The following is a 21409-nucleotide window of genomic DNA, read 5'->3' as shown; positions in this document are numbered from 1 at the left end:
CGTGGCGGCTCCGACGCGCAGGTCGCGACCGGTCTCCCCGTGCGTGGGCGCCGGTGGCGCCGCGGTGAGCTGAACACCGCGTTCCGGATCGTCGCCTCGATCGTCATCCCGACGTTCCGGTTCTCGGCGCGCTACCACTGGCACGGCCCGAACCGCCTGCCGGCCGAGGGCGCGTTCGTGCTCGCACCGAACCACTTCACGAACATCGACCCCCTGGTCGTGGGCACCGCCGTGTACATCTCGAAGCGGGCGCCGCGGTTCCTGGCGAAGGCGTCGCTGTTCAAGGTGCCGGTGGTCGGCAAGCTCATGTCCGGCATGGGGCAGATCCCGGTCGAGCGCTCCGGCCGGACGCGCCTGAGCGACCCGCTCGGCGGTGGCCGGTCCCTGGTCGAGCAGGGTGGGGCGATCATCGTCTACCCCGAGGGCACGCTCACCCGCGACCCCGACCTGTGGCCGATGCGCGGCAAGACGGGCGCGGTGAGGATCGCGCTCGAGAACGACGTGCCCCTCATCCCGATGGCCCACTGGGGCACGCAGAACATCATGGCCAGGTACGGCAAGAAGCTCCGGCTGTTCCCGCCGTCCCGCGTCGACGTGATCATCGGTGACCCGGTCGACCTGTCGGCGTACCGCGGTCGGCAGATCGACCAGCAGATGCTCGGCGAGGCCACCGAACTCGTCATGCGCGAGATCACCGCGCTGCTCGAGGTGCTCCGTGGCGAACGGGCACCCGCGACCCGCTGGGACCCGGCGGCGAACAACCAGAAGGAGACCGGCCGGTTTGAGTGACCTCCGACCCCACGACGACCGACCCGACCCCGCCGCCGCGGCTCCGGGGGCCTTCGACACCGCCGCGATCCGGGTGGTCATGCAGTCGACCGACAAGCCCCGAGTGGCCGTGATCGGTGCCGGCAGCTGGGGCACCACGTTCGCGAAGGTGCTGGCCGAGGGCGGTGCCTCCACCGTGGTGTGGGCACGACGCCCCGAGGTCGCCCGCGAGATCACCGAGACCAAGCGCAACTCGGACTACCTGCCCGGCATCAACCTGCCCCGCACCCTGACCGCCTCGACGTCGCTCGAGCGCGTGCTCGACGGCGCCTCGCAGGTGTACGTCTCGGTGCCCTCGCAGACCCTGCGCTCCAACCTCGCCGCGATCCGCGAGCTGCTGCCCGCGGACGTGCCGGTCGTCAGCCTGATGAAGGGCGTAGAGAAGAGCACGGGACTGCGGATGAGCGAGGTCCTGCTGCAGGGCCTCGGCATCGACCAGGACCGCATCGCCGTGGCCAGCGGCCCGAACCTGGCGCTCGAGATCGCCCGTCGGCAGCCGACCGCCGCCGTGGTGTCGTCGTCTTCGTTGGAGACCGCCACCGACGTCGCCGCCGTCGCGACGAACCCGTACTTCCGGTCGTTCATCAACACCGACGTCATCGGCACCGAGTTCGGCGGCGTGCTGAAGAACCTCATCGCCGTCGCGATCGGCATCGTCGACGGGGTCGGCTACGGCGAGAACACCAAGGCCTCGATCATCACGCGCGGCCTCGCCGAGATGACCGACTTCGCGGTGTCGCTCGGCGCGCAGTCGTCGACGCTGTCCGGGCTCGCGGGCCTCGGCGACCTCATCGCCACGTGCCAGTCGCCGCTGTCGCGGAACAACACCGCCGGGCGGTTGCTCGGCCAGGGCTACCGGTTCGACGAGGTGGTCCGCCAGATGAACCAGACGGCGGAGGGGCTGGCCTCGGTCGCCCCGATCCTCGAGCTGGCCGCGGCGAACGGCGTCGACATGCCCATCGTCAGCCAGGTCGGCGAGGTCCTCGCCGGTAGGCTCGATCCGCGCAACATCGCGCCGCACCTCACCGAGACCGACGAGCCGCAGGGCGAGTGACCGGTCCCGCACCGAGTCACGAAGGGACTCCCGTGCCCACGATCCCCGAGGGAACCCCCATGCCCAGGACCACCGTCGCCGTGCTCTTCGGCGGTCGCTCGAGCGAGCACGAGATCAGTTGCGTGACCGCCGGCGGCATCATGGACGTCGTCGACCGGGCCGAGTACGACCTCGTGCCGATCGGGATCACCCAGGACGGTGCCTTCACGCTGCAGTCGGACGACCCGGCGCAGTGGACCATCCGCGACGGCGCGCTGCCGACCGTGCCCGACAACGGCACGCGGATCGCGTTCCCGACCTCGCCGGCCACCAACGAACTCGTCGTGTCCCACCCCGACGGCACGGTCACCGCGATCCCGGTCGACGTGGTGTTCCCGATCCTGCACGGCCCCTTCGGTGAGGACGGCACGATCCAGGGTCTGCTCGAGATCGCCGGGCTGCCGTACGTCGGCGACGGCGTGCTCGCGAGCGCCCTGGCGATGGACAAGCACGTCGCGAAGGCCGTGCTCGAGCACGCCGGGCTGCGGGTCGCACCGTGGACCACGGTGCTCCGTCGGCAGTGGGCGGCCGACCCGGTGGACGTCGCCGAGACGATCGCCGCCCACGGCTGGCCGCTGTTCGTCAAGCCGGCCCGCGCCGGGTCGAGCATGGGTGTCTCGCGCGTCGACGAGCCGTCGCAGCTGGGTGCCGCCATGGACCTGGCGTTCGAGCACGACTCCAAGGTGATCGTCGAGCCCCGAGTGATCGGGCGCGAGGTCGAGGTCGCCGTGCTCGAGGGCCGTGACGGTGTGCCGCGCACGAGCCTGCCGGGCGAGATCGTGGTGGCCGAGGACGGCTTCTACGACTTCGCCTCGAAGTACCTGGGCGGCGACGAGTCGCTGCTCTGCCCGGCACCGCTGACCGACGACCAGACCGACGAGATCCGCTCCATCGGTGCCCGCGCGTTCGAGGCAATCGGTGGTTCCGGGCTCGCCCGTGTCGACTGCTTCCTGACCGACGACGGCTTCGTCGTGAACGAGGTCAACACGATGCCGGGCTTCACGCCGCTGTCGATGTACCCGCGCTGCTGGGCGGCGTCGGGGGTGTCCTACGGCGAGCTGATCACCGAGCTCATCGAGCTGGGTCGAGCCGCCGTCCGCTGACCAGGCCGTGCTGACCAGGCCGTGCTGACCAGGCCGTGCTGGTTTGGTCGGCGCGCGAGCGTCAGCCGGCTGTCAGCCCTGCACGTCGGCGGGGTCGAGGCACTCGTGTCCGTCCTTGGGCAGTGACGACACGGCGTCGGACAGCTCCTGCACGACCGATGACGTGGTCTTCGTCGAGTCGACCACGACCTGCACGGCCGGTGACCGACCGAACGTGGTGAAGACGACCTGGTCGCCGCGGTCGTCGCGGATCCAGTCGACGCCGCCCTGCGAGAAGCACGGCAGGTCGGACACGGTGGGGACGGCGACACCGCAGTGGTAGATCGCCACCTCGGGGTCGCCCCAGGCCGCGGTCGCCTGCGCGTTCGTGTTCCGCAGGTCGAACTTCGAGTCCACGGTCGCGGGCAACCGGACCTGCACGGCGGCGCACGCCGCTGCGTTGGCCGACGGGGCGGCGGACATCGACACGGCGTTCGTGCACCCGGTCAGCCCGGCGGCGAGGGTGATCACGGCCCCCACGATCGCGAGGGTCCGAGGGGTGCGGCGCGCGGTGTCCATCGCCGTCCAGGCTACCGTTCTCGTGTGGATGCGACGGACGACGCCTGGGCCGGACCGACGGTGGGGGAGCTCGGCGAACTCGTCGTCCTCGACCGGATCACGAGCCGTCTGCCCGCGGGGACGCCGATCCTCGGCCCCGGTGACGACTGCGCCGTCGTCGCCGCTCCGGACGGCCGGTTCGTCGTCACGACGGACATGATGGTGCACGGTCCGGACTTCCGGTGGGCATGGTCGTCGCCGACGGACATCGGCTGGAAGGCGGCCGCCACGAACCTCTCCGACGTCGCCGCGATGGGTGCCGTGCCGAGCGGCCTCGTGATCGCCCTCGCCGCACCGCAGGACACCCCCGTGGCCGTCCTCGAGGGCATCGCCGACGGCTTCCGGCTCGCCGTCGACGCCCTCGCGCCGGAGTGCGGGGTCGTCGGGGGAGACCTCTCCACCTCGGCGACGTTCACGGTGGCCGTCACCGCCTTCGGTGACCTGCTGGGCCGCGCGCCCGTGCTGCGGTCGGGCGCAGGCGTCGGTGACGTGCTCGCGGTGTCCGGCGAGCTCGGACGTGCCGCGCGCGGGCTGTCCCGGCTGTTCCGCGACGGCATCGACGACCGGGGCGAGCCGGACCGCGCCGCAACGGTCGCGAGCGGCGCGGACGTCGACCCCGACGTCGGACGCCAGCGCCGCCCGGTGCCCCCGATCGCCGACGGGCCGCTCGCGGCCGGGGCCGGGGCCACCGCGATGCTCGACCTGTCCGACGGCCTGGCGATCGACGCCGGTCGGCTCGCCCGTGCCAGCCGGGTGACGCTCGAACTCGATGCCGCCACCGACCTCGACGAGGCCGCGCTGCACGGCGGCGAAGACCACGGACTGCTCGCCACGTTCCCGGCAGGCACGGCTCTGCCCGGGGGCTTCCGGCGCATCGGTGTCGTGCGGGAGCGTGGTGAGGCGGACCTGCTGCGCGCCGGTGTCGCGGTGCCGACGACCGGCTGGGACCCCTACGCGGACTGGGACGGCGCCGCCGGCTGACCGGGCCCGGTCGGTGCACGACCGTGTGGCGACAGAACACGCGTCGTTCGACAGGTGCACTGTCGCAGGGCGCGTGCACACGCGCAGAGCGCCTCAGCTGGCGGCGACGGCCTCCCACGCGGCGGTCTCGCCGTAGCTGCGCTTGCTGAACGGCGCGAGCCCCGTCGGCCAGGTCGGCTCGGGGGAGCGCTTGCTCCGCTCGACCACGACGACGGCATCCGGCGTCAGCTTCGGCGACAGGGCCTCGAGCACCTCGGCGAGCTCGTGCTCGGTGACGTCGTAGGGCGGGTCGATGAACACCAGGTCGAAGGTGCGGACGGTCCCGCGCAGGTACCCGAGCACCGGCTGCGGCTGCACGTCGATCCGGACGCCCGGCACCCGCTGCTGCACGGCCTTCGCGTTCGCCCGGCAGGCCTGCGCGGCGGCGGACGCCCGGTCGACCAGAACGACCTCGGCCGCACCGCGCGAGGCCGCCTCGAGCCCGAGCGCGCCCGTCCCCGCGTACAGGTCGGCCACCGACGTGGCCTCGACGAGCCCCCGTGCCTCGAGCGACGAGAACAGCGCCTCGCGCACGCGGTCGCTCGTCGGGCGGGTGCCGGACTTCGGCACCCGGAGCGTCAGGGAGCCGGCGGCGCCGGCGATGATGCGGGTCATGCAGCCACCGTATCGGCCCGGCGGGTCCGGTCCGGCGTTCTCCACAGGCCGCTCGGGAGGCACGGGTGGGGTCGGTCGTGCCCGGTACCGTTGGAGCGTGGTCACCTCCGGAACCCCCGCTGCGCCGGCCGCGCCCGACCTCGGTCCGGCGCCGCTTGACGCGCGGCTCGCGAACGTGCTCGGCGGTCGGACGGCGACCGCGATCGAGAAGGCCTTCGGCTACCGCACGGTGGGGGAGTTCCTCGAGCACGCGCCCCGCCGCTACGCCGAGCGTGGTGCACTGACCGCCCTCGACTCGCTCGCGATCGGCGAACCGGTCACCATCGTGGCCGAGGTGGTCGACGTCCGTGAACGCACCATGCGCGCGCGCCGCGGCTCGATCCTCGAAGCGAAGATCGGCGACGGCAAGGGCCTGCTCACCCTCACGTTCTTCAACCAGGGGTGGCGCACGAAGGACCTCGTCCCCGGCGCCCGGGGCATCTTCTCCGGCAAGGTCAGCGACTACCGGGGTGCCCGGCAGCTCGCCCACCCGGACTACGAGCTGTTCGACCCCGACGACCCCCGCGCCACGGCCGAGCCCGGTTCCGACGAAGCGATCCGGTGGTCGCGCCAGCCGATCCCGATCTACCCGGCGACGGCCTCGCTCACGTCGTGGCAGATCGCGAAGTCCATCGGGATCGTCCTCGACACCCTGCCGGACCTGCCCGACCCGGTGCCGGCGTCCGCGCGGTCCCGGCTCGACCTCGTGCCGTTCCGCCGTGCCCTCGAGCTGCTGCACCGCCCCGAGAAGGTCGCGGACTTCAAGCGCGCGCAGGACGCCCTGCGCTACCGCGAGGCGTTCGTGCTGCAGACCGCCCTGGTGCAGCGCCGGATCGCGGCCCGTCGCACCGCGGCCACCCCGCGCGTGGCCGCCCCCGGTGGCATCCTCGAGCGCTTCGACGCCACCCTGCCCTTCACGTTGACGGACGACCAGCGCGCCGTCGGGGCCGACATCGACCACGACCTCGCCCGCACCTGGCCCATGCACCGGCTGATCCAGGGCGAGGTCGGTTCGGGCAAGACGCTCGTGGCGATCCGGGCGATGCTCACGGTGGCCGAGTCCGGCGGCCAGTCCGCGCTCATCGCCCCGACCGAGGTGCTGGCGGCCCAGCACCTGCGCTCCATCGTGAAGTTCCTCGGGCCGGACCTCGCCGCCGAGCTCCGACCGGTGATCCTGACCGGTTCGCAGTCCACCGACGAACGTCGCCGGGCCCTGCTCGCGGCGGTGTCGGGCAGCTCACGGCTGGTCGTCGGCACCCACGCGCTCCTGGGCGACCGGGTGGACTTCGCCGAGCTGGGGCTCGTGGTGGTCGACGAGCAGCACCGCTTCGGTGTCGAGCAGCGCGAGGCCCTCCGCACCAAGGGCACGACCCCGCCGCACGTGCTCGTGCTCACCGCGACGCCGATCCCGCGCACCGTCGCGATGACGGTGTTCGGCGACCTCGACGTCTCGACCATCACGGGCATGCCGTCGGGGCGCGCCGGCGTCGAGACCTTCACGGTCCCGCTGGCGGAGCACCCCGGATGGGAACCCCGGATCTGGTCCCGCATGGCCGAGGAACTCGCCAAGGGCCGCCAGGCGTTCGTCGTCTGCCCGGCCATCGACGACGCCCACACCGAGGACGACGGCGAGCCGGAGCCGGCCGACGGCGAGGACGACATCCCGAAGCGTGCCCCGGCGACCGTGCTCGCCACCGCCGAGCGGATGCGCACCATGCCCGTGCTCGAAGGGCGCTCGATCGCGGTCCTGCACGGCCGGATGACCGCCGACGAGAAGGACCGCGTGATGACGTCCTTCGCCGCCGGCGACCTCGACGTGGTCGTGGCGACGACCGTGATCGAGGTCGGCGTCGACGTCCCGAACGCGGCGATGATGGCCGTCCTCGACGCCGACCGGTTCGGGGTCTCGCAGCTCCACCAGCTCCGCGGCCGCATCGGTCGTGGGCAGTGGGCCGGCGTCTGCTTGCTGGTCACCTCGGCCGAGCTCGAGACCACCTCGCGCGAGCGCGTCGACGCCGTGGCCGCCTCGGACGACGGGTTCGAGCTCGCCCGGGTCGACCTCGAGCTCCGACGTGAAGGCGACGTCCTGGGCGAACGGCAGTCCGGTGGGCGGTCCTCGCTCAACCTGCTCCGGGTGGTCGAGCACGCCGACCTCATCGTCGACGCGCGCGGAGAAGCGGAGCGCGTGCTCGAACCCGATCCCGAGCTCGAGGGGTCCCCGGCCCTCCGCGACGCCCTCGCCCGGCGTCTCGACGAGTCCGACGCGGCGTTCCTCGGCAAGAACTGACCCGGAGCCCGACGGCCCGCGCGGTATCGTCGCTGCCATGGCGCAGATCGCGGTGGTCCCCGGTTCCTTCGACCCCGTCACCCTCGGGCACCTCGACGTCATCGGCCGCGCGGCCGGGCTCTTCGACGAGGTGCACGTCCTCGTGGTGCACAACCCCGACAAGAAGCCGGCGATGTTCGAGGCGGTCGACCGGGTTCGGCTCATCAAGGACTCGCTGGTCGAGGTCGGCGCGCCGGAGACGGTCACGGTCGGCGAGTGGACGTCCGGGCTGCTGGTCGACTACTGCCGGCAGGTCGGGGCGAAGGTCCTGGTGAAGGGCGTGCGGTCCGGCGAGGACGTCGCGTACGAGACTCCGATGGCCATCATGAACCGCCACCTGGCCGACGTCGAGACGGTGTTCCTGCTGCCCGAGGCGTCGCGAGCGCACGTGTCGAGCTCGCTGATCCGCCAGGTGTCGTCCCTCGGCGGTGACGTCACGCCCTACGTGCCGAAGACGGTCGCCGACGCGCTCGCGTCCCGCTGAGCACGCTCGCTGAGCACACACCCGCTGAGCGCGCCCGCCCAGTCCGCCCAGCCCGCCGAGCAACCGCACTGCGCCCACCGCGTCCGGACACGCCTGTCGCCACCTCGACTCTCGGCCCCGATCGCGCTAGGATTGTCGATCGTGTCTTCCCCCGTAAACAGCCCCTACGCCCTGCGCGTGCGCGACCTCGCGCACCGGCCGGGTGAGATGCGCGAGCACTCGCTCGACATCGAGGTGCCCGACGCGATGGGGGCCGGTCTGATCGGCGTCCGACAGGGTGCCGAACTGCACATCGACGTCAAACTCGAAGGCCTGCACGAGGGCGTCCTCGTGTCCGGACACGCTTCGGCCGACGCCACGGGGGAGTGCTCGCGCTGCCTCATCGACATCAGCGAACCGATCGAGGTCGATTTCGCCGAGCTGTTCGCGTATGATGCCTCGGAGGATTTCGACTTCTTCGTTCGCGATGACCACGTGGACACCGAACAGGTCGTTCGAGATGCGGTGGTGCTGTCGCTGCCGTTCCAGCCGGTCTGCCGACCGGACTGCCCAGGACTCGACCCGGTGACGGGCGAGCGTCTGGCCGACCTCGGCGAGCAGCCCGCTCGTCAGGTGCTGGATCCTCGCTGGGCAGCGCTCAGCGCGATCGAGCTCGACGACAGCACCGACGGTGACACCACCGCACCGAAGACCACCGAGGGCGAGGAGCGGGCCGAGACCGAGTAGGTCCCGACACCGCCAGCCCGTACCGACCACCGACCAACCGAAAGAGATTCACCATGGCCGTTCCCAAGCGCAAGCAGTCCCGTGCGAACACGCACGCCCGTCGTTCGCAGTGGAAGGCCACGCCGATCCAGCTCGTGAAGACGATCGAGAACGGTCAGGTCACCTACAGCCTCCCGCACCGCGCGAAGGTCGTCGAGGACTCGGCCGGCACGCCCCTGTACATGGAGTACAAGGGCCGCAAGGTCGCCGACGTCTGATCGGACCGAACGCATGACGACAACGTCCGGCGCTGCGGGGTCTCGCCCCGCGGGGCCGGACGTCGTTCGTCTGCAGGGCATCCTCGGGGCCGACATCGACCTCGAGCTGCTTCAGCTCGCCCTGACGCACCGCTCCTACGCCTACGAGCACGGGGGCATCAAGCACAACGAGCGCCTCGAGTTCCTCGGGGACTCGATCCTCGGCCAGGCCGTGACCGTGAAGCTCTACCGGTCGTTCCCCGACCTCGACGAGGGTGACCTCGCCAAGCGTCGAGCGAGCCTGGTGTCGACCGTGGCGCTGGCCGAGATCGCCCGGATGATCGGGCTCGGCCGCTACCTGCGCCTCGGCAAGGGCGAGGAACAGACCGGCGGCCGAGACAAGTCGTCGATCCTGGCCGACACCGTCGAAGCCGTCATCGGCGCGACGTACCTGTCGGCCGGTCCCGACCCGGCGACCGAGCTCGTGCTCCGTCTGGTCGAACCGCTCATGATCGACCCGGACCGCTTCGGCGCCGCGATGGACCCGAAGACGAGCCTGCAGGAGCTCGCCTCGAGCCGCTCGCTCGGCAACCCGGCGTACCGTGTCACCGAGACCGGCCCGGACCACGACAAGACCTTCATGGCGACGGTCGTCCTCCAGGGCGAGGACATCGCCACCGGCACCGGGTCGAGCAAGAAGGCCGCCGAGATGGCCGCCGCGCTCGACGCCTGGACCCGGCTGTCCGGCCGAGCGGCCTGACCGCGTGCCCGAACTCCCCGAGGTCGAGGTCGTCCGCGCCGGCCTCGAACCCGCCGTCAGCGGCGCGCGGGTCCTGCACGTCGACGTGGTCGACGACCGTGCCCTCACCCGGCACGACGGCCCCGCCGAGGACTTCGCCGACCGACTGACCGGTCGCACGATCGCCGCTGCCGTCCGCCGGGGCAAGTTCCTCTGGATGCCGCTGCAGCCCGAGCGCGACGGGGCCCGCCCCGAGGCACTCGTCGCCCATCTCGGCATGAGCGGGCAGATCCTGCTCGGCCGTGGTCGACCGGCGGCCAAGCACCGGCGCATCCTCATCGACGTGCAACCCGCGGGCACCGACCGCTCGGGTGCGGCGGAGCCCCCCGTGGAACTCGAGTTCGTCGACCAGCGCACGTTCGGCTCGATGGCGATCGACGCGATGGTGCCGACGATCGACGGTGCTCCGGCCGGGTTCGGCGGGCAGGTCGACGCGATCGACCCCGATGCCGTGTGGCGTCGGTGGGTGCCCGGGCAGGTGTCGCACATCGCCCGTGACCCGCTCGACCCCGCGTTCGACGACGACCGGTTCACCGCGATGGCCCGGAAGCGTTCGAGCGGCATCAAGCGGGTGCTGCTCGACCAGGGCGTCGTGAGCGGCATCGGCAACATCTACGCCGACGAGTCGCTCTGGGCCGCGAAGCTGCACTACGACCGCGCCGCCGACCGCCTCACCCGTGCCGACCTGCGACGACTGCTCGACGAGGTCCGCGCCATCTTGCGCCGGGCGCTCGAGGACGGCGGCACGAGCTTCGACGCCCAGTACGTCAACGTCAACGGGCAGTCCGGGTACTTCTCGCAGCGCCTGAACGTCTACGGCCAGCAGGGGGAGCCGTGTCCACGCTGCGGCACGACGATCGTGCGCGAGGCCTTCATGAACCGGTCGAGCCACATCTGCCCCGTGTGCCAACCCCGTCCCCGCGCCCGCACGCGTTAGCCTGACGCCAACCAGAGCATCCGGAGACCGCATGTACTTGAAGAGCCTGACCATCAAGGGGTTCAAGTCCTTCGCGCAGCCGACGACGTTCGCGTTCGAGCCGGGCGTGACGTGCATCGTCGGCCCGAACGGCTCCGGCAAGTCGAACGTGGTGGACGCCCTGGCCTGGGTGATGGGGGAGCAGGGAGCGAAGACCCTGCGCGGCGGCAAGATGGAGGACGTCATCTTCGCCGGCACCTCGACCCGCGGTCCGCTCGGTCGAGCCCAGGTGCTGCTGACCATCGACAACAGCGACGGCCTGCTGCCGATCGAGTACTCCGAGGTGACGATCGCGCGCACGCTGTTCCGCAACGGTGGCAGCGAGTACGCCATCAACGGCGAGAACTGCCGGCTGCTCGACGTGCAGGAGCTGCTCAGCGACACCGGCCTCGGCCGTGAGATGCACGTCATCGTCGGGCAGGGGCAGCTCGACAAGGTGCTGCACGCGACTCCGGAGGACCGCCGCGGCTTCATCGAGGAGGCCGCCGGGATCCTGAAGCACCGTCGCCGCAAGGAGAAGACCCTCCGCAAGCTCGACGCGATGCAGACGAACCTGACCCGCCTGTCCGACCTGGCCGGTGAGATCCGGCGGCAGCTGAAGCCCCTCGGGCGGCAGGCCGAGGTGGCACGGAAGGCCCAGTCGGTGGCCGCGGTCTTCCGCGACGCCAAGGCCCGCATCCTGGCGGACGACGTGGTGCGCCTGCGCCGCGAGCTGCACGACCACCAGGAGGTCGAGGCGGGCCGCAAGTCCGAGCGCATCGTCCTCACCGAGCGGCTCGACCAGACCCGGGTGCGCCAGCAGCACGTCGAGCAGAGCATGGTCGGCGACGACGTGGACCGCGCCCGCACCGTCGTGCACCGGCTCGAGAGCGTGCAGGAGCGCCTCCGCGGCCTGTCGAGCCTGGCGAACCAGCGCCTGATGTTCCTCGCGCAGCAGGCCGACGCGCCACAGCAGGGCCCGACCGTCACCCAGGAGCAGGTCGCCGGGGTCCGTGCCGAGGCCGACCGCCTCGCCGCCCGCGCCGACGAGATGCAGGGCGGTTCGGCGACGACCGCCCGCGCGGTGCAGGACGCCCGCGCCGCGCTGGACACCCTCGACGAACGCATCGCCGCCCAGGCAGCCCGGGTCTCGCAGCACGACCTCGAGGCACAGCGGCTCGCCAGCGCCGTCGACGTCGCCCGGTCGAAGCGCGGTTCCGCCGTCGCCGACCGCGAGCGGCGGGAGCGGGCACTGGCCGAGGCCGGGGAACGTGCCGAGCGTGCCGCGGCGGCCCTCGCCGAACTCGGTGTCGACCCGTCCGAGGGCGTCGACGAGTCCGCGCTCGCGCAGACCCTGGAGCAGGCGCGCGCCGAGCTCGAACGGGCCCAGACCACGCGCGACGAGCAGCGCGATCGGCTCCACGCCCTCGAACGCGAGCGGGACGCCCTCGACGCCCGGGTCACCGCGCTCGGCATGTCGATCGAGGTCCGCGACGGTTCGCAGGCACTGATCGACGCCGGTCGCGCGGGCATCGTCGGTCGCCTGGCCGACAGCCTGACGGTGTCGCCCGGGTTCGAGGCCGCGATCGCCACCGCGCTCGAGGGACTCGCCGACGCCGTCCTCGCCGACGACCGTGGTGCGGCGCTCGATGCCGTCGACCACGCCCGCGCTGCCGACCTCGGCCGGATCGACGTCGTCGTCGGTGACGCCGCGCCCGTCCCAGCGGCCCTGCCCGAGACCCTGCCGGCCGGCGTCCGCCGTGCCACGGACCTGGTGCAGGGACCGCCGGCGCTCGCGTCGATCCTGCGCGACACGCTGGTCGCGGAGACCGACGACCTCGACCTGGAGGCCGTGCTCACGGCCGCCCCGCACGCCACGGTGGTCACGCGGTCCGGCGACCTCGTCCGCGCGGTCCGCGTGACCGGCGGCGGGGAGCGCGTGACCTCGCGCATCGAGCTCGTCGCGGAGCGCGACGACGCCGTGACCCGACGGGTCGCGATCGCGACCGACGCCGAGGACGCGTCCACGGGCCTCCAGGACGCGCGCAGCGCCGTCGAGGACGCACGCCGCCGTGCGGACGAGGCCGACGCAGCATCCCGCGCGTACACGCGGGCGAAGGCCGAGTACGACCGCACGAGTGCGTCGACGCGGGCGAAGGTGGAGAACGCCGCGGCCGAGGTCGAACGGCTGCGTGCCGCGCTGGCCGAGACCGACGGCGCCGTCGAGACCGCCGAGGCGGTGCTGGCCGAGGCCGAGTCGGCGCACCGGGCCTTCACCGAGCAGGAGCGTCCCATGGTCGACGCGTCCGAGCGTCCCGCGCTGCAGGACGCGCTCGAAGCCGCACGTGCGGCCGAGGTCGAGCAGCGGATCCAGGTCGAGACCGTTCGTGAACGGGTGCGCGCCGAACGGAACCGCGCCGACCAGCTCGAACGCCAGCTCGAGGCCGAGCGCGCCGCCGCCGAGGAGGCCGCCCGGCTCGCCGTCATCCGACGCGGCCAGATCCGGACCGCGGAAGCCGTGCTCGCCGACCTGCCCGGGGTGCTCGGTGCGGTCGACCGTTCGCTGGCCGAGGCCCGGGTGCAGCTGGCGACGGAGGAAGCCGAGCGGTCGAAGCGCAACACCGAGCTGCAGACGATCCGCAACGAGGAGCGCGAGCTCCGGGACCGCCTGCAGACCATCACCGACGGCGTGCACTCGCTCGAGATGGAGATCTACGAGAAGAAGCTGCACGTTTCCGGCGTCCTCGACCGGGCGCAGAGCGAGCTCGGGCTGACCGAGGCCGTGCTGGTGGCCGAGTACGGGCCGCACGTCCCGGTGCCGGTCGACGTGCTCGTGGACCCGCGGGTGCGCGCGCGGAAGCACCGTGAGGCGGAGCGCGCAGCGGCGGCCGCCGCGGCCGAGGCCGCGGGCGTGACCGAGCCGGAGGAAGCTGCGGCAGGCGCGGGCCCCGAAACCGACGACGTGGCCCTCGTCGACGCGGAGTCCACCCTGCCCGGCGGCCCCGCCCTGCCCGAGTTCGACACCACCGACGAGGTCGACCCCGCCGACGTCGAGACCGTGCCCTACGTCCGTGCCGAGCAGGAGCGCCGACTCAAGGCCGCCGAGCGCGACCTCGGGCAGCTCGGCAAGGTGAACCCGCTCGCGCTCGAGGAGTTCCAGGCGCTCGAGCAGCGGCACGCGTTCCTCGCCGAACAGCTCGAGGACCTGCAGAAGACCCGGACGGACCTGCTGACGATCATCGACGAGCTCGACACGAAGATGCAGACGATCTTCGAGTCCGCGTTCAACGACACGAAGGAAGCGTTCGACGTCATCTTCCCGATCCTGTTCCCGGGCGGCTCGGGGTCGATCAACCTGACCGACCCGACCGACCTGCTCGGCACCGGGATCGACGTGCAGGTGAAGCCCGCCGGCAAGAAGATCGACCGCCTGACCCTGCTGTCCGGCGGCGAGCGGTCCCTGGCGGCGGTGGCGCTCCTCGTCGCGATCTTCACCGCGCGGCCGTCGCCGTTCTACATCATGGACGAGGTCGAGGCGGCACTCGACGACGCCAACCTCGGCCGCCTGCTGACCGTGTTCGAGCGGCTCCGCGAGTCGTCCCAGCTCATCGTCATCACGCACCAGAAGCGGACGATGGAGATCGCCGACGCCCTGTACGGGGTGTCGATGCGGCAGGACGGCGTCTCGGCGGTCGTCGGGCAGCGGGTGCAGAAGCGCGAGCCGGCGGACGCGGTCGCGTAGCCGTCTGGTCGCAGGCCCGTTCCGCGAAAGCGACAGATCTCCGCCAACTGTTCGCGGCGATCTGTCGCTTTCCCGGGGTTCGCAGTGGGTCGGCGACGGGATCTGTCGCTTTCGCAGTGCAGTCCACGCGGCCCCGGACAGACGGGAGGCGCGGTGCCAGCTGGCACCGCGCCTCCCGTACTGTCAGGTGCGTCCGGACAGGACGCCGGGTCGCTACGCGCGACCGCGGATCGTCCGGAGCAGCCAGCCGATGACCGCCAGCAGGATGAGCACGATGCCCACCCAGAGCAGGAACTTCAGCGCACCGACGAAGATGCCGCTGAAGAGCAGGACGAGGCCGACGATGATCGCGATGATCAGCAGTGCGGGCATGAGGGTCTCCTATCCCTGGAACGAGACCGAGCAGATGCCCGGGCCGTCAGGGACGCTACTCCTCGGCGTGCCGACGCGTTCGCTCAGCCGACGAGGTTCTGCACGAACACGTGCGGCGTGAAGCCCGTCAGGTCGTTGATGCCCTCGCCCTGCCCGATGAGCTTGATCGGGATGCCGGTCTTCTCCTGCACGCTCAGCACGAACCCGGCCTTGGCCGAGCCGTCGAGCTTCGTGATGACGAGGCCGGTCACACCGGCGCCCTCGATGAAGGCCTGGGCCTGGGCGAGGCCGTTCTGGCCCGTCGTCGCGTCGAGGACGAGCAGGACCTCGCTGATCTCGGTCTGCTTCTCGACCACGCGCTTGATCTTGGTGAGCTCGTCCATCAGGCCGGCCTTGGTGTGCAGACGTCCGGCGGTGTCGATGACGACGATCTCGGTCTGGTCGCGGATCGCCTTCTCGACGGTCTGGTACGCAACCGACGCCGGGTCCTGCCCGGGCTGCGACGGACGGACGACGTCGACCCCGGCGCGCTGGGCCCAGGTGGCGACCTGCTCGACTGCCGCGGCGCGGAACGTGTCCGCCGCCCCGACGAGCACCGTGCGGTCGTAGGTCTTCAGGAACTTGGCGAACTTGCCGATCGTCGTGGTCTTGCCGACGCCGTTCACGCCGACGACGAGCACCACGGCGGGCCGCGCGCTGAGCTTCAGGGTGGTGTCGAGCTTCGAGAGCCGTTCCTCGAGGACCTCGCGGAGCATGCGCTGCAGGTCGGCGGGGTCGGTCGTGCCGTACCGGTCGACGCGGGCGTGCAGGTCCTCGATGATCTCCTCGGAGATGTCGGGCCCGAAGTCGGCGCCGATGAGGGCGGTCTCCAGGTCCTCCCACGTGGTCTCGTCGATCGTCTTGCGCTGGAAGAGGCCGCGCAGCCGTGAGGACAGTGACCAGGAACTCGCCATGCTCCCAGCTTAGAGCGCGGCACATGTCCGCTGTGCCCGGTATGCTCGGGAACACGAAGGGGAGTATTCCCTCTCGGTGACCCCGTCAGTACGGTCCGGAACGATCCGGCCCCGGGGCGCCGGTCGTGCGGCACCGGTTCCGGTGCCGGGCGACGGAAGAGACCTTCAGGCCTCGGCGTACCCGCACATCAGCGGCGCGCCCTACCTGAAGGAAACCGTGGACGTCCCACTCTTCGTCTGGCTCATCACGATCGCCGGCATCCTCGCGCTGCTGGTGTTCGACTTCTACTCGCACGTCCGCACGCCGCACGTGCCCCACATCCGCGAATCCGCGTTCTGGTCGGCCTTCTACATCGGGCTGGCGATCCTGTTCGGCATCGGCATCCTGGTGTTCGGCGGCGGGCAGGCCGGTGGTGAGTACTTCGCCGGCTGGCTGACCGAGAAGGCGTTGTCGGTCGACAACCTCTTCGTCTTCCTCATCATCATGTCGAGCTTCGCCGTGCCGAAGGAGTTCCAGCAGAAGGTCCTGCTGGTCGGCGTCGCGATCGCGCTCGTCGCCCGTGGCGTCTTCATCGCCCTCGGCGTCACGATCATCGAGAACTTCTCGTGGGTCTTCTACCTGTTCGGTGCGCTGCTGTTCTGGCTCGCCTGGTCGCAGGCCCGCAGCGGCAACGACCACGGCAGCGAGGGCGAATCCCGGCTCATCCGGATCCTCAAGCGCATCATCCCGACCTCGGACCACTACGACGGCGACCGTCTGACCACCCGTGTCGACGGCAAGCGGCTGTTCACCCCGATGCTGCTCGTCATGGTCGCCATCGGCCTGACCGACGTGCTCTTCGCGCTCGACTCGATCCCCGCGATCTTCGGGCTGACGCAGGACGCCTTCATCGTGTTCACGGCGAACGCGTTCTCGCTGCTCGGCCTCCGGCAGCTGTACTTCCTGATCGCCGGCCTGCTGGAGCGCCTCATCTACCTGGGCCAGGGCCTGGCCGTCATCCTGGCGTTCATCGGTGTGAAGCTCGTCTTCCACGCCATGCACGTCAACGAGCTGCCCTTCATCAACGGTGGCGAGCACATCGAATGGGCGCCGGAGATCCCGATCTGGTTCTCGCTGGGCTTCATCGCGCTGACGATCGCGGTCGCCACGACCGCGTCGCTGGTGGTCTCGAAGCGCCGCCAGGAGCGCGGGCTCACCCCGACCGGCCAGCCGAAGGAGTCGGTCGAGGCAGACGCGAAGTAGCCGTCACCACCTGACGGACAGGAGGCGCGGTGCCAGCTGGCACCGCGCCTCCCGTCTGTCCGGGCGTCGTCCGGAGCGTCAGACGGCCTGGCGACCAGGGGTCGCGTCGAGCAGGTGGGCCAGGTGCTCGGGAACCGAGCCGCCGCGGGCCACCGTCGCCCGTGCCCACAGCCGACCCGCCCGGTACGACGACCGGACCAGCGGTCCGGCGAGCACCCCGGCGAAGCCCATCTGCTCGGCGACCTGACGGAGCTCGACGAACTCGGCAGGGCTGACCCAGCGGGCGACCGGCAGGTGTCGGGGCGACGGGCGGAGGTACTGCGTCAGCGTGATGATGTCCGTGCCCGCGTCGTACAGGCGCTGCAGGGCGTCCTCGATCTCGATGCGCTCTTCGCCCATGCCGAGGATCAGGTTCGACTTCGTGACCAGTCCGGCGTCGCGGCCCTGGGTGATGACGTCGAGGGACCGTTCGAACGTGAACGCCGGCCGGATCCGCTTGAAGATCCGCGGGACGGTCTCGACGTTGTGGGCGAAGACCTCGGGGCGGGCGTCGAACACCCGGCCGAGCTGGTCCGGTCGCCCGTTGAAGTCCGGCACCAGGATCTCGACGCCGGTGCCGGGGGAGTGCTCGTGGATCGCGCGGATGGTCTCGGCGTAGAGCCAGGAACCGCCGTCGGGCAGGTCGTCGCGTGCGACGCCGGTCACGGTCGCGTACCGCAGGCCCATCTCCGCGACGGAGTCCGCGACCCGGCGGGGCTCGTCGCGGTCGAGCGGTTCCGGCTTGCCGGTGTCGATCTGGCAGAAGTCGCAGCGACGGGTGCACTGCGAGCCGCCGATCAGGAAGGTGGCCTCGCGGTCTTCCCAGCACTCGAAGATGTTCGGGCAGCCGGCCTCCTGGCAGACGGTGTGCAGCTGCTTGTCGCGCACCAGGCTCGACAGCTCGCGGAACTCCGGACCCTGCGTGGCACGGGTCTTGATCCACGCGGGCTTCGTCTCGATCGGGGTCTCGGCGTTCCGGGCCTCGACCCGGAGCATGCGGCGGCCTTCGGGGGCGAGGGTCATACGAGGGTCTCCTGTCGGGCGGGCGCGGTGCTCGTGCTCGTGCTGGTGCTGGGGGCCGTCGTGCTGATCCGGCGGCCGTTGTGCATGCCGTCGACGGCCTGTTGGACGCGCTCTGCGACGAGGGGTGCGAGGTCGTCGACGGTCACCTGGGCACGCCCCACGTGCGCCGCCGCGGCGCTCAGCGTCGTGACCCCGGCGTCCGCGATGCCGCACGGGACGATCGCGGCGTAGGCGTCGAGGGCGTTGTCGCAGTTGATCGCGATGCCGTGGCTCGCCACGCCCTCGGCGACGTGCAGGCCGATCGCGCCGACCTTGGCGGCGGGGAGGCCGTCCGTGCCCGGCACCCAGGCGCCGCTGCGACCCGCGACCCGTTCGGCGTGCACTCCGACGGCAGCCGCGGCGTCGATGACGACCTGCTCCAGGTCGCGCACCCAGGCGACGACGTCGAGTGGTTCGGCGAGCCGGACGATCGGGTAGGCGACCAGTTGCCCCGGCCCGTGCCAGGTGATGCGGCCACCGCGGTCGGTGTCGACCACCGGCGCGCCGTTCGTCGGCAGGTCGGACGGTTCGGTGCGGCGCCCGGCGGTGTACACGGACGGGTGCTCGCAGAGGAGGAGGGCCCCGAGGGAACGGCCGGCGACGACGTCGGCGTGCAGGTCACGCTGCAGGGCGAGGCCGTCCGCGTAGTCGAGCGGGCCGTCGTGGCGCACGATCTCGAGTTCCGGCATGCGGCGAGCGTACGACAGTTTCTGGACGGCGTCCAACAACCGGGTGCTTGACCTCAACAATTGTTGAGATGGTCCGATGAGGGCATGGACGTCCGACAGGTACGACTCGCCACCCGCTCGCTCGCCGACACCGCCCGGTTCTACGAACGACTGGGGTGCTCGGTCGAGATCGTCGACGCCACGGCGCGCATCATGGTGGGGTCGACGCTCCTCGTGTTCCGCGAACTGCCGGAGATGACCGGAGCCCTGCACCTGGCGATCACGATCCCCACGGGGGCCTTCGACGCGGCCAAGGCCTGGATCGCCGGGCTGACGACGGTGCTCGGTACGGATGACCAGGACGAGTTCGAGGGGCCGCCGAACTGGAACTCGCGGTCGGTCTACTTCGAGGGGCCCGACCAGCAGCTCCTCGAGCTCATCGAGCGGCGGGACCTCGAGTCGGGCGCCCGGCGCGCCGGCGACGGTTCCGGCACCGGCACCGGCACCGGCACCGTCGTCCCGCTCGTCTCGGTCAGCGAGGTCGGCATCCCCGTCCCCGACGTCCTCGGCGCCGTCGAGGCCCTGCGACGCGCCGGTCTCGAGCCGTACGCCAACCCGCCGGGGGAGTCGTTCGCGGCGGTGGGCGACGTGGACGGTCTCGTGATCCTGGTGTCGCCCGACCGACGCTGGTTCCCGACCGGTGACCGGAGCCCGTCGAGCGCGCCGGTGGTCATCGACGTGGGGCTCGGGGTGCCGCTCGAGCTGACCGAGGGTGTCCTCCTGCGGTGAACGGGCCGGTGTCGTCGGCGGGAGCCTTGTAGAATCGACGGATCATGGCGCAATTCGGTTCACTCTCCGATCGGCTGACCGAGACCTTCCGCAATCTGCGGAGCAAGGGTCGGCTGACTCCGTCCGACGTCGACGGCACCGTCCGCGAGATCCGGCGGGCGCTCCTCGACGCCGACGTCGCGCTCGAGGTCGTCAAGGCGTTCACCGCATCGGTGCGCGAGCGTGCCCTCTCCGACGAGGTCAACCGCGCGCTCAACCCGGCGCAGCAGGTCGTCCAGATCGTCAACGAGGAACTCGTCGGCATCCTGGGCGGGCAGCAGCGACGGCTCGAGTTCGCGAAGAAGCCGCCGACGGTCATCATGCTCGCGGGTCTGCAGGGTGCCGGTAAGACCACCCTCGCGGGCAAGCTCGGCAAGTGGCTCAAGAAGGACGGCCACACCCCGATGCTCGTCGCGGCGGACCTCCAGCGTCCGAACGCCGTGCAGCAGCTGCAGGTCGTCGGCGAGCAGGCCGGCGTGCACGTCTTCGCGCCCGAGCCCGGCAACGGTGTCGGCGACCCGGTCAAGGTCGCCAAGAACGCCATCAAGGCCGCGATCGACCAGCAGTACGACACCGTCATCGTCGACACCGCCGGTCGACTCGGTGTCGATGCCGAGCTGATGAAGCAGGCCGCGAACATCCGCAAGGCCGTCGACCCGGACGAGGTCCTGTTCGTCATCGACGCGATGATCGGTCAGGACGCCGTCAACACGGCCCGTGCCTTCCAGGAAGGCGTCGACTTCACCGGTGTCGTGCTCTCCAAGCTCGACGGTGACGCCCGTGGTGGTGCTGCCCTGTCGGTGGCCAGCGTGACCGGCCGCCCGATCATGTTCGCGTCGACGGGTGAGTCGCTCGACGACTTCGAGCCGTTCCACCCGGACCGCATGGCGAGCCGCATCCTCGACCTCGGCGACATCCTGTCCCTCATCGAGCAGGCGCAGGGCGCCTTCGACGAGGAAGAGGCGCGCAAGGTCGCGGACAAGATCGCGACCGACAACTTCACGCTGAACGACTTCCTGCAGCAGATGCAGCAGCTCCGCAAGGCCGGCTCCATCAAGGGCATGCTCGGCATGCTCCCGGGAGCCAAGGGCATGCGCGAGGCGCTCGACAACTTCGACGAGCGCGAGATCGTCCGCACCGAGGCGATCATCCAGTCGATGACGCCCCAGGAGCGTGAGCTCCCGAAGCTCCTGAACGGTTCGCGCCGTCTGCGCATCGCGCGCGGTGCCGGATCGACGGTCACCGAGGTCAACGCGCTGGTCAACCGCTTCGAGCAGGCCGCCAAGATGATGAAGACCGTCGCCCGCGGTGGCGTGCCGCAGATGCCGGGCATGGGTCCGATCCCGGGCATGCACGGCGGCAAGAAGCAGCAGCAGGGCGGCAAGAAGAAGTCGAAGGTGGGCAACCCCGCCAAGCGCGCGGCTTTGGCTGCCGGCGCTGCGGCTGCTCCGCAGCAGGCCCCGCAGGGGTCAGGCCTCGGCCTCGGGGGCGCCAAGGGCGGCAAGGCACCCACCGAGGAAGAGCTCGCGTCGCTGCAGAAGTTCCTGGGTCGCTGACGCGGCTCGCGATCGCGACCACCTGACGGACGGGAGGCCCGGTGCCAGCTGGCACCGGGCCTCCCGTCCGTCGTCCGGTCGCGCCGCGACGTTCCTTCCCATCGCACGCGCGATGGAAAGTGGAA

General features: G+C 71.3%; 20 protein-coding genes. 14 read left to right on the top strand and 6 right to left on the bottom strand.

The window, feature by feature from the left end; translation table 11 throughout:
• Positions 1-39: 39 nt before the first annotated feature.
• The 3 genes from DEJ29_RS11135 (at position 40) to DEJ29_RS11125 (ending at position 3024) form a co-directional block, all read left to right on the top strand.
• Positions 40-789, top strand: coding sequence for a lysophospholipid acyltransferase family protein (locus DEJ29_RS11135; RefSeq protein WP_071405671.1), 750 nt, complete (start codon positions 40-42; stop codon positions 787-789).
• 79 nt (positions 790-868) lie between these two features.
• Complete coding sequence (locus tag DEJ29_RS11130; RefSeq protein ID WP_031259730.1) at positions 869-1882, top strand: NAD(P)H-dependent glycerol-3-phosphate dehydrogenase; 1014 nt, start codon at positions 869-871, stop codon at positions 1880-1882.
• A gap of 59 nt (positions 1883-1941) precedes the next feature.
• The gene (locus DEJ29_RS11125) at positions 1942-3024 is read left to right on the top strand and encodes a D-alanine--D-alanine ligase family protein (RefSeq protein ID WP_111029139.1); all 1083 of its coding nucleotides are present in this window, start codon (positions 1942-1944) and stop codon (positions 3022-3024) included.
• Between the two features lie 72 nt (positions 3025-3096).
• Here the strand turns inward: DEJ29_RS11125 and DEJ29_RS11120 are convergent, their stop codons facing one another.
• Positions 3097-3582, bottom strand: a complete 486-nt coding sequence (locus tag DEJ29_RS11120; protein WP_111094567.1) for a DUF3515 family protein — start codon at positions 3580-3582, stop codon at positions 3097-3099.
• Between the two features lie 24 nt (positions 3583-3606).
• On the opposite strand from DEJ29_RS11120, the gene thiL reads away from it, so the two are divergent.
• Positions 3607-4602 (top strand): thiamine-phosphate kinase, encoded by a 996-nt coding sequence (gene thiL / locus DEJ29_RS11115; RefSeq protein WP_111094568.1) that lies wholly within the window; start codon positions 3607-3609, stop codon positions 4600-4602.
• 93 nt (positions 4603-4695) lie between these two features.
• Here thiL and DEJ29_RS11110 read toward each other — a convergent pair whose 3' ends face one another.
• On the bottom strand, positions 4696-5256 hold the full coding sequence (locus DEJ29_RS11110) for an RsmD family RNA methyltransferase (protein WP_111094569.1): 561 nt from the start codon (positions 5254-5256) through the stop codon (positions 4696-4698).
• 97 nt (positions 5257-5353) lie between these two features.
• On the opposite strand from DEJ29_RS11110, the gene DEJ29_RS11105 reads away from it, so the two are divergent.
• From DEJ29_RS11105 to DEJ29_RS11075, 7 genes are all read left to right on the top strand, one after another.
• Positions 5354-7582, top strand: a complete 2229-nt coding sequence (locus DEJ29_RS11105) for an ATP-dependent DNA helicase RecG (protein WP_258375912.1) — start codon at positions 5354-5356, stop codon at positions 7580-7582.
• A 37-nt stretch (positions 7583-7619) separates the two neighbouring features.
• Positions 7620-8105, top strand: a complete 486-nt coding sequence (gene coaD, locus DEJ29_RS11100; RefSeq protein WP_071405665.1) for a pantetheine-phosphate adenylyltransferase — start codon at positions 7620-7622, stop codon at positions 8103-8105.
• Positions 8106-8312: 207 nt separating this feature from the next.
• A complete protein-coding gene (locus tag DEJ29_RS11095) occupies positions 8313-8831 on the top strand; it encodes a YceD family protein (protein WP_111094618.1) in 519 nt (172 codons plus the stop codon).
• Between the two features lie 53 nt (positions 8832-8884).
• Positions 8885-9088 carry a 50S ribosomal protein L32 gene (rpmF, locus tag DEJ29_RS11090; RefSeq protein WP_017888273.1) on the top strand — a complete coding sequence of 68 codons (204 nt, stop codon included), beginning with the start codon at positions 8885-8887 and terminating at the stop codon, positions 9086-9088.
• A gap of 13 nt (positions 9089-9101) precedes the next feature.
• Complete coding sequence (gene rnc / locus DEJ29_RS11085; protein WP_173034235.1) at positions 9102-9827, top strand: ribonuclease III; 726 nt, start codon at positions 9102-9104, stop codon at positions 9825-9827.
• Between the two features lie 4 nt (positions 9828-9831).
• Complete coding sequence (gene mutM, locus DEJ29_RS11080) at positions 9832-10803, top strand: bifunctional DNA-formamidopyrimidine glycosylase/DNA-(apurinic or apyrimidinic site) lyase (RefSeq protein WP_111094571.1); 972 nt, start codon at positions 9832-9834, stop codon at positions 10801-10803.
• Between the two features lie 31 nt (positions 10804-10834).
• Positions 10835-14563, top strand: coding sequence for an AAA family ATPase (locus DEJ29_RS11075; RefSeq protein ID WP_111094572.1), 3729 nt, complete (start codon positions 10835-10837; stop codon positions 14561-14563).
• Between the two features lie 213 nt (positions 14564-14776).
• On the opposite strand, the gene DEJ29_RS11070 is transcribed toward DEJ29_RS11075, so the two are convergent.
• Both DEJ29_RS11070 and ftsY read right to left on the bottom strand, forming a co-directional pair.
• Entirely contained in the window at positions 14777-14935 is a 159-nt protein-coding gene (locus DEJ29_RS11070) for a hypothetical protein (RefSeq protein WP_171907827.1), read from the bottom strand.
• Positions 14936-15018: 83 nt separating this feature from the next.
• The gene (gene ftsY / locus DEJ29_RS11065; protein WP_027465892.1) at positions 15019-15888 is read right to left on the bottom strand and encodes a signal recognition particle-docking protein FtsY; all 870 of its coding nucleotides are present in this window, start codon (positions 15886-15888) and stop codon (positions 15019-15021) included.
• A 217-nt stretch (positions 15889-16105) separates the two neighbouring features.
• On the opposite strand from ftsY, the gene DEJ29_RS11060 reads away from it, so the two are divergent.
• Positions 16106-17131 (top strand): TerC family protein, encoded by a 1026-nt coding sequence (locus DEJ29_RS11060; protein ID WP_110859106.1) that lies wholly within the window; start codon positions 16106-16108, stop codon positions 17129-17131.
• A 78-nt stretch (positions 17132-17209) separates the two neighbouring features.
• Here the strand turns inward: DEJ29_RS11060 and lipA are convergent, their stop codons facing one another.
• Both lipA and lipB read right to left on the bottom strand, forming a co-directional pair.
• On the bottom strand, positions 17210-18193 hold the full coding sequence (gene lipA, locus DEJ29_RS11055; protein ID WP_111094573.1) for a lipoyl synthase: 984 nt from the start codon (positions 18191-18193) through the stop codon (positions 17210-17212).
• The gene (gene lipB, locus DEJ29_RS11050) at positions 18190-18921 is read right to left on the bottom strand and encodes a lipoyl(octanoyl) transferase LipB (RefSeq protein ID WP_111094619.1); all 732 of its coding nucleotides are present in this window, start codon (positions 18919-18921) and stop codon (positions 18190-18192) included. The genes lipA and lipB overlap by 4 nt, the downstream gene beginning before the upstream one ends.
• A gap of 84 nt (positions 18922-19005) precedes the next feature.
• On the opposite strand from lipB, the gene DEJ29_RS11045 reads away from it, so the two are divergent.
• Both DEJ29_RS11045 and ffh read left to right on the top strand, forming a co-directional pair.
• Positions 19006-19689: a VOC family protein gene (locus tag DEJ29_RS11045; RefSeq protein WP_181438145.1), complete on the top strand. Its 684-nt coding sequence runs from the start codon at positions 19006-19008 to the stop codon at positions 19687-19689.
• A 44-nt stretch (positions 19690-19733) separates the two neighbouring features.
• Positions 19734-21284: a signal recognition particle protein gene (ffh, locus tag DEJ29_RS11040; protein ID WP_027465889.1), complete on the top strand. Its 1551-nt coding sequence runs from the start codon at positions 19734-19736 to the stop codon at positions 21282-21284.
• Positions 21285-21409: the final 125 nt, after the last annotated feature.

The organism is Curtobacterium sp. MCPF17_021 (genome assembly GCF_003234605.2).
GTDB classification, from domain to species: domain Bacteria; phylum Actinomycetota; class Actinomycetes; order Actinomycetales; family Microbacteriaceae; genus Curtobacterium; species Curtobacterium flaccumfaciens.
Note: the sequence above shows the minus strand (reverse complement) of the source record. Positions and strands in the feature narration are given on the sequence as shown.

Bases quoted from the DNA above. Each gene is read 5' to 3' on its own strand.
- DEJ29_RS11130 (WP_031259730.1), top strand. From the start codon at position 869: ATGCAGTCGACCGACAAGCCCCGAGTGGCCGTGATCGGTGCCGGCAGC.
- lipB (WP_111094619.1), bottom strand. From the start codon at position 18,921: ATGCCGGAACTCGAGATCGTGCGCCACGACGGCCCGCTCGACTACGCG.
- DEJ29_RS11125 (WP_111029139.1), top strand. From the start codon at position 1,942: ATGCCCAGGACCACCGTCGCCGTGCTCTTCGGCGGTCGCTCGAGCGAG.
- rpmF (WP_017888273.1), top strand. From the start codon at position 8,885: ATGGCCGTTCCCAAGCGCAAGCAGTCCCGTGCGAACACGCACGCCCGT.
- coaD (WP_071405665.1), top strand. From the start codon at position 7,620: ATGGCGCAGATCGCGGTGGTCCCCGGTTCCTTCGACCCCGTCACCCTC.
- DEJ29_RS11120 (WP_111094567.1), bottom strand. From the start codon at position 3,582: ATGGACACCGCGCGCCGCACCCCTCGGACCCTCGCGATCGTGGGGGCC.
- rnc (WP_173034235.1), top strand. From the start codon at position 9,102: ATGACGACAACGTCCGGCGCTGCGGGGTCTCGCCCCGCGGGGCCGGAC.
- DEJ29_RS11075 (WP_111094572.1), top strand. From the start codon at position 10,835: ATGTACTTGAAGAGCCTGACCATCAAGGGGTTCAAGTCCTTCGCGCAG.
- DEJ29_RS11045 (WP_181438145.1), top strand. From the start codon at position 19,006: ATGGACGTCCGACAGGTACGACTCGCCACCCGCTCGCTCGCCGACACC.
- ffh (WP_027465889.1), top strand. From the start codon at position 19,734: ATGGCGCAATTCGGTTCACTCTCCGATCGGCTGACCGAGACCTTCCGC.
- DEJ29_RS11110 (WP_111094569.1), bottom strand. From the start codon at position 5,256: ATGACCCGCATCATCGCCGGCGCCGCCGGCTCCCTGACGCTCCGGGTG.
- DEJ29_RS11095 (WP_111094618.1), top strand. From the start codon at position 8,313: ATGCGCGAGCACTCGCTCGACATCGAGGTGCCCGACGCGATGGGGGCC.
- DEJ29_RS11070 (WP_171907827.1), bottom strand. From the start codon at position 14,935: ATGCCCGCACTGCTGATCATCGCGATCATCGTCGGCCTCGTCCTGCTC.
- ftsY (WP_027465892.1), bottom strand. From the start codon at position 15,888: ATGGCGAGTTCCTGGTCACTGTCCTCACGGCTGCGCGGCCTCTTCCAG.
- lipA (WP_111094573.1), bottom strand. From the start codon at position 18,193: ATGACCCTCGCCCCCGAAGGCCGCCGCATGCTCCGGGTCGAGGCCCGG.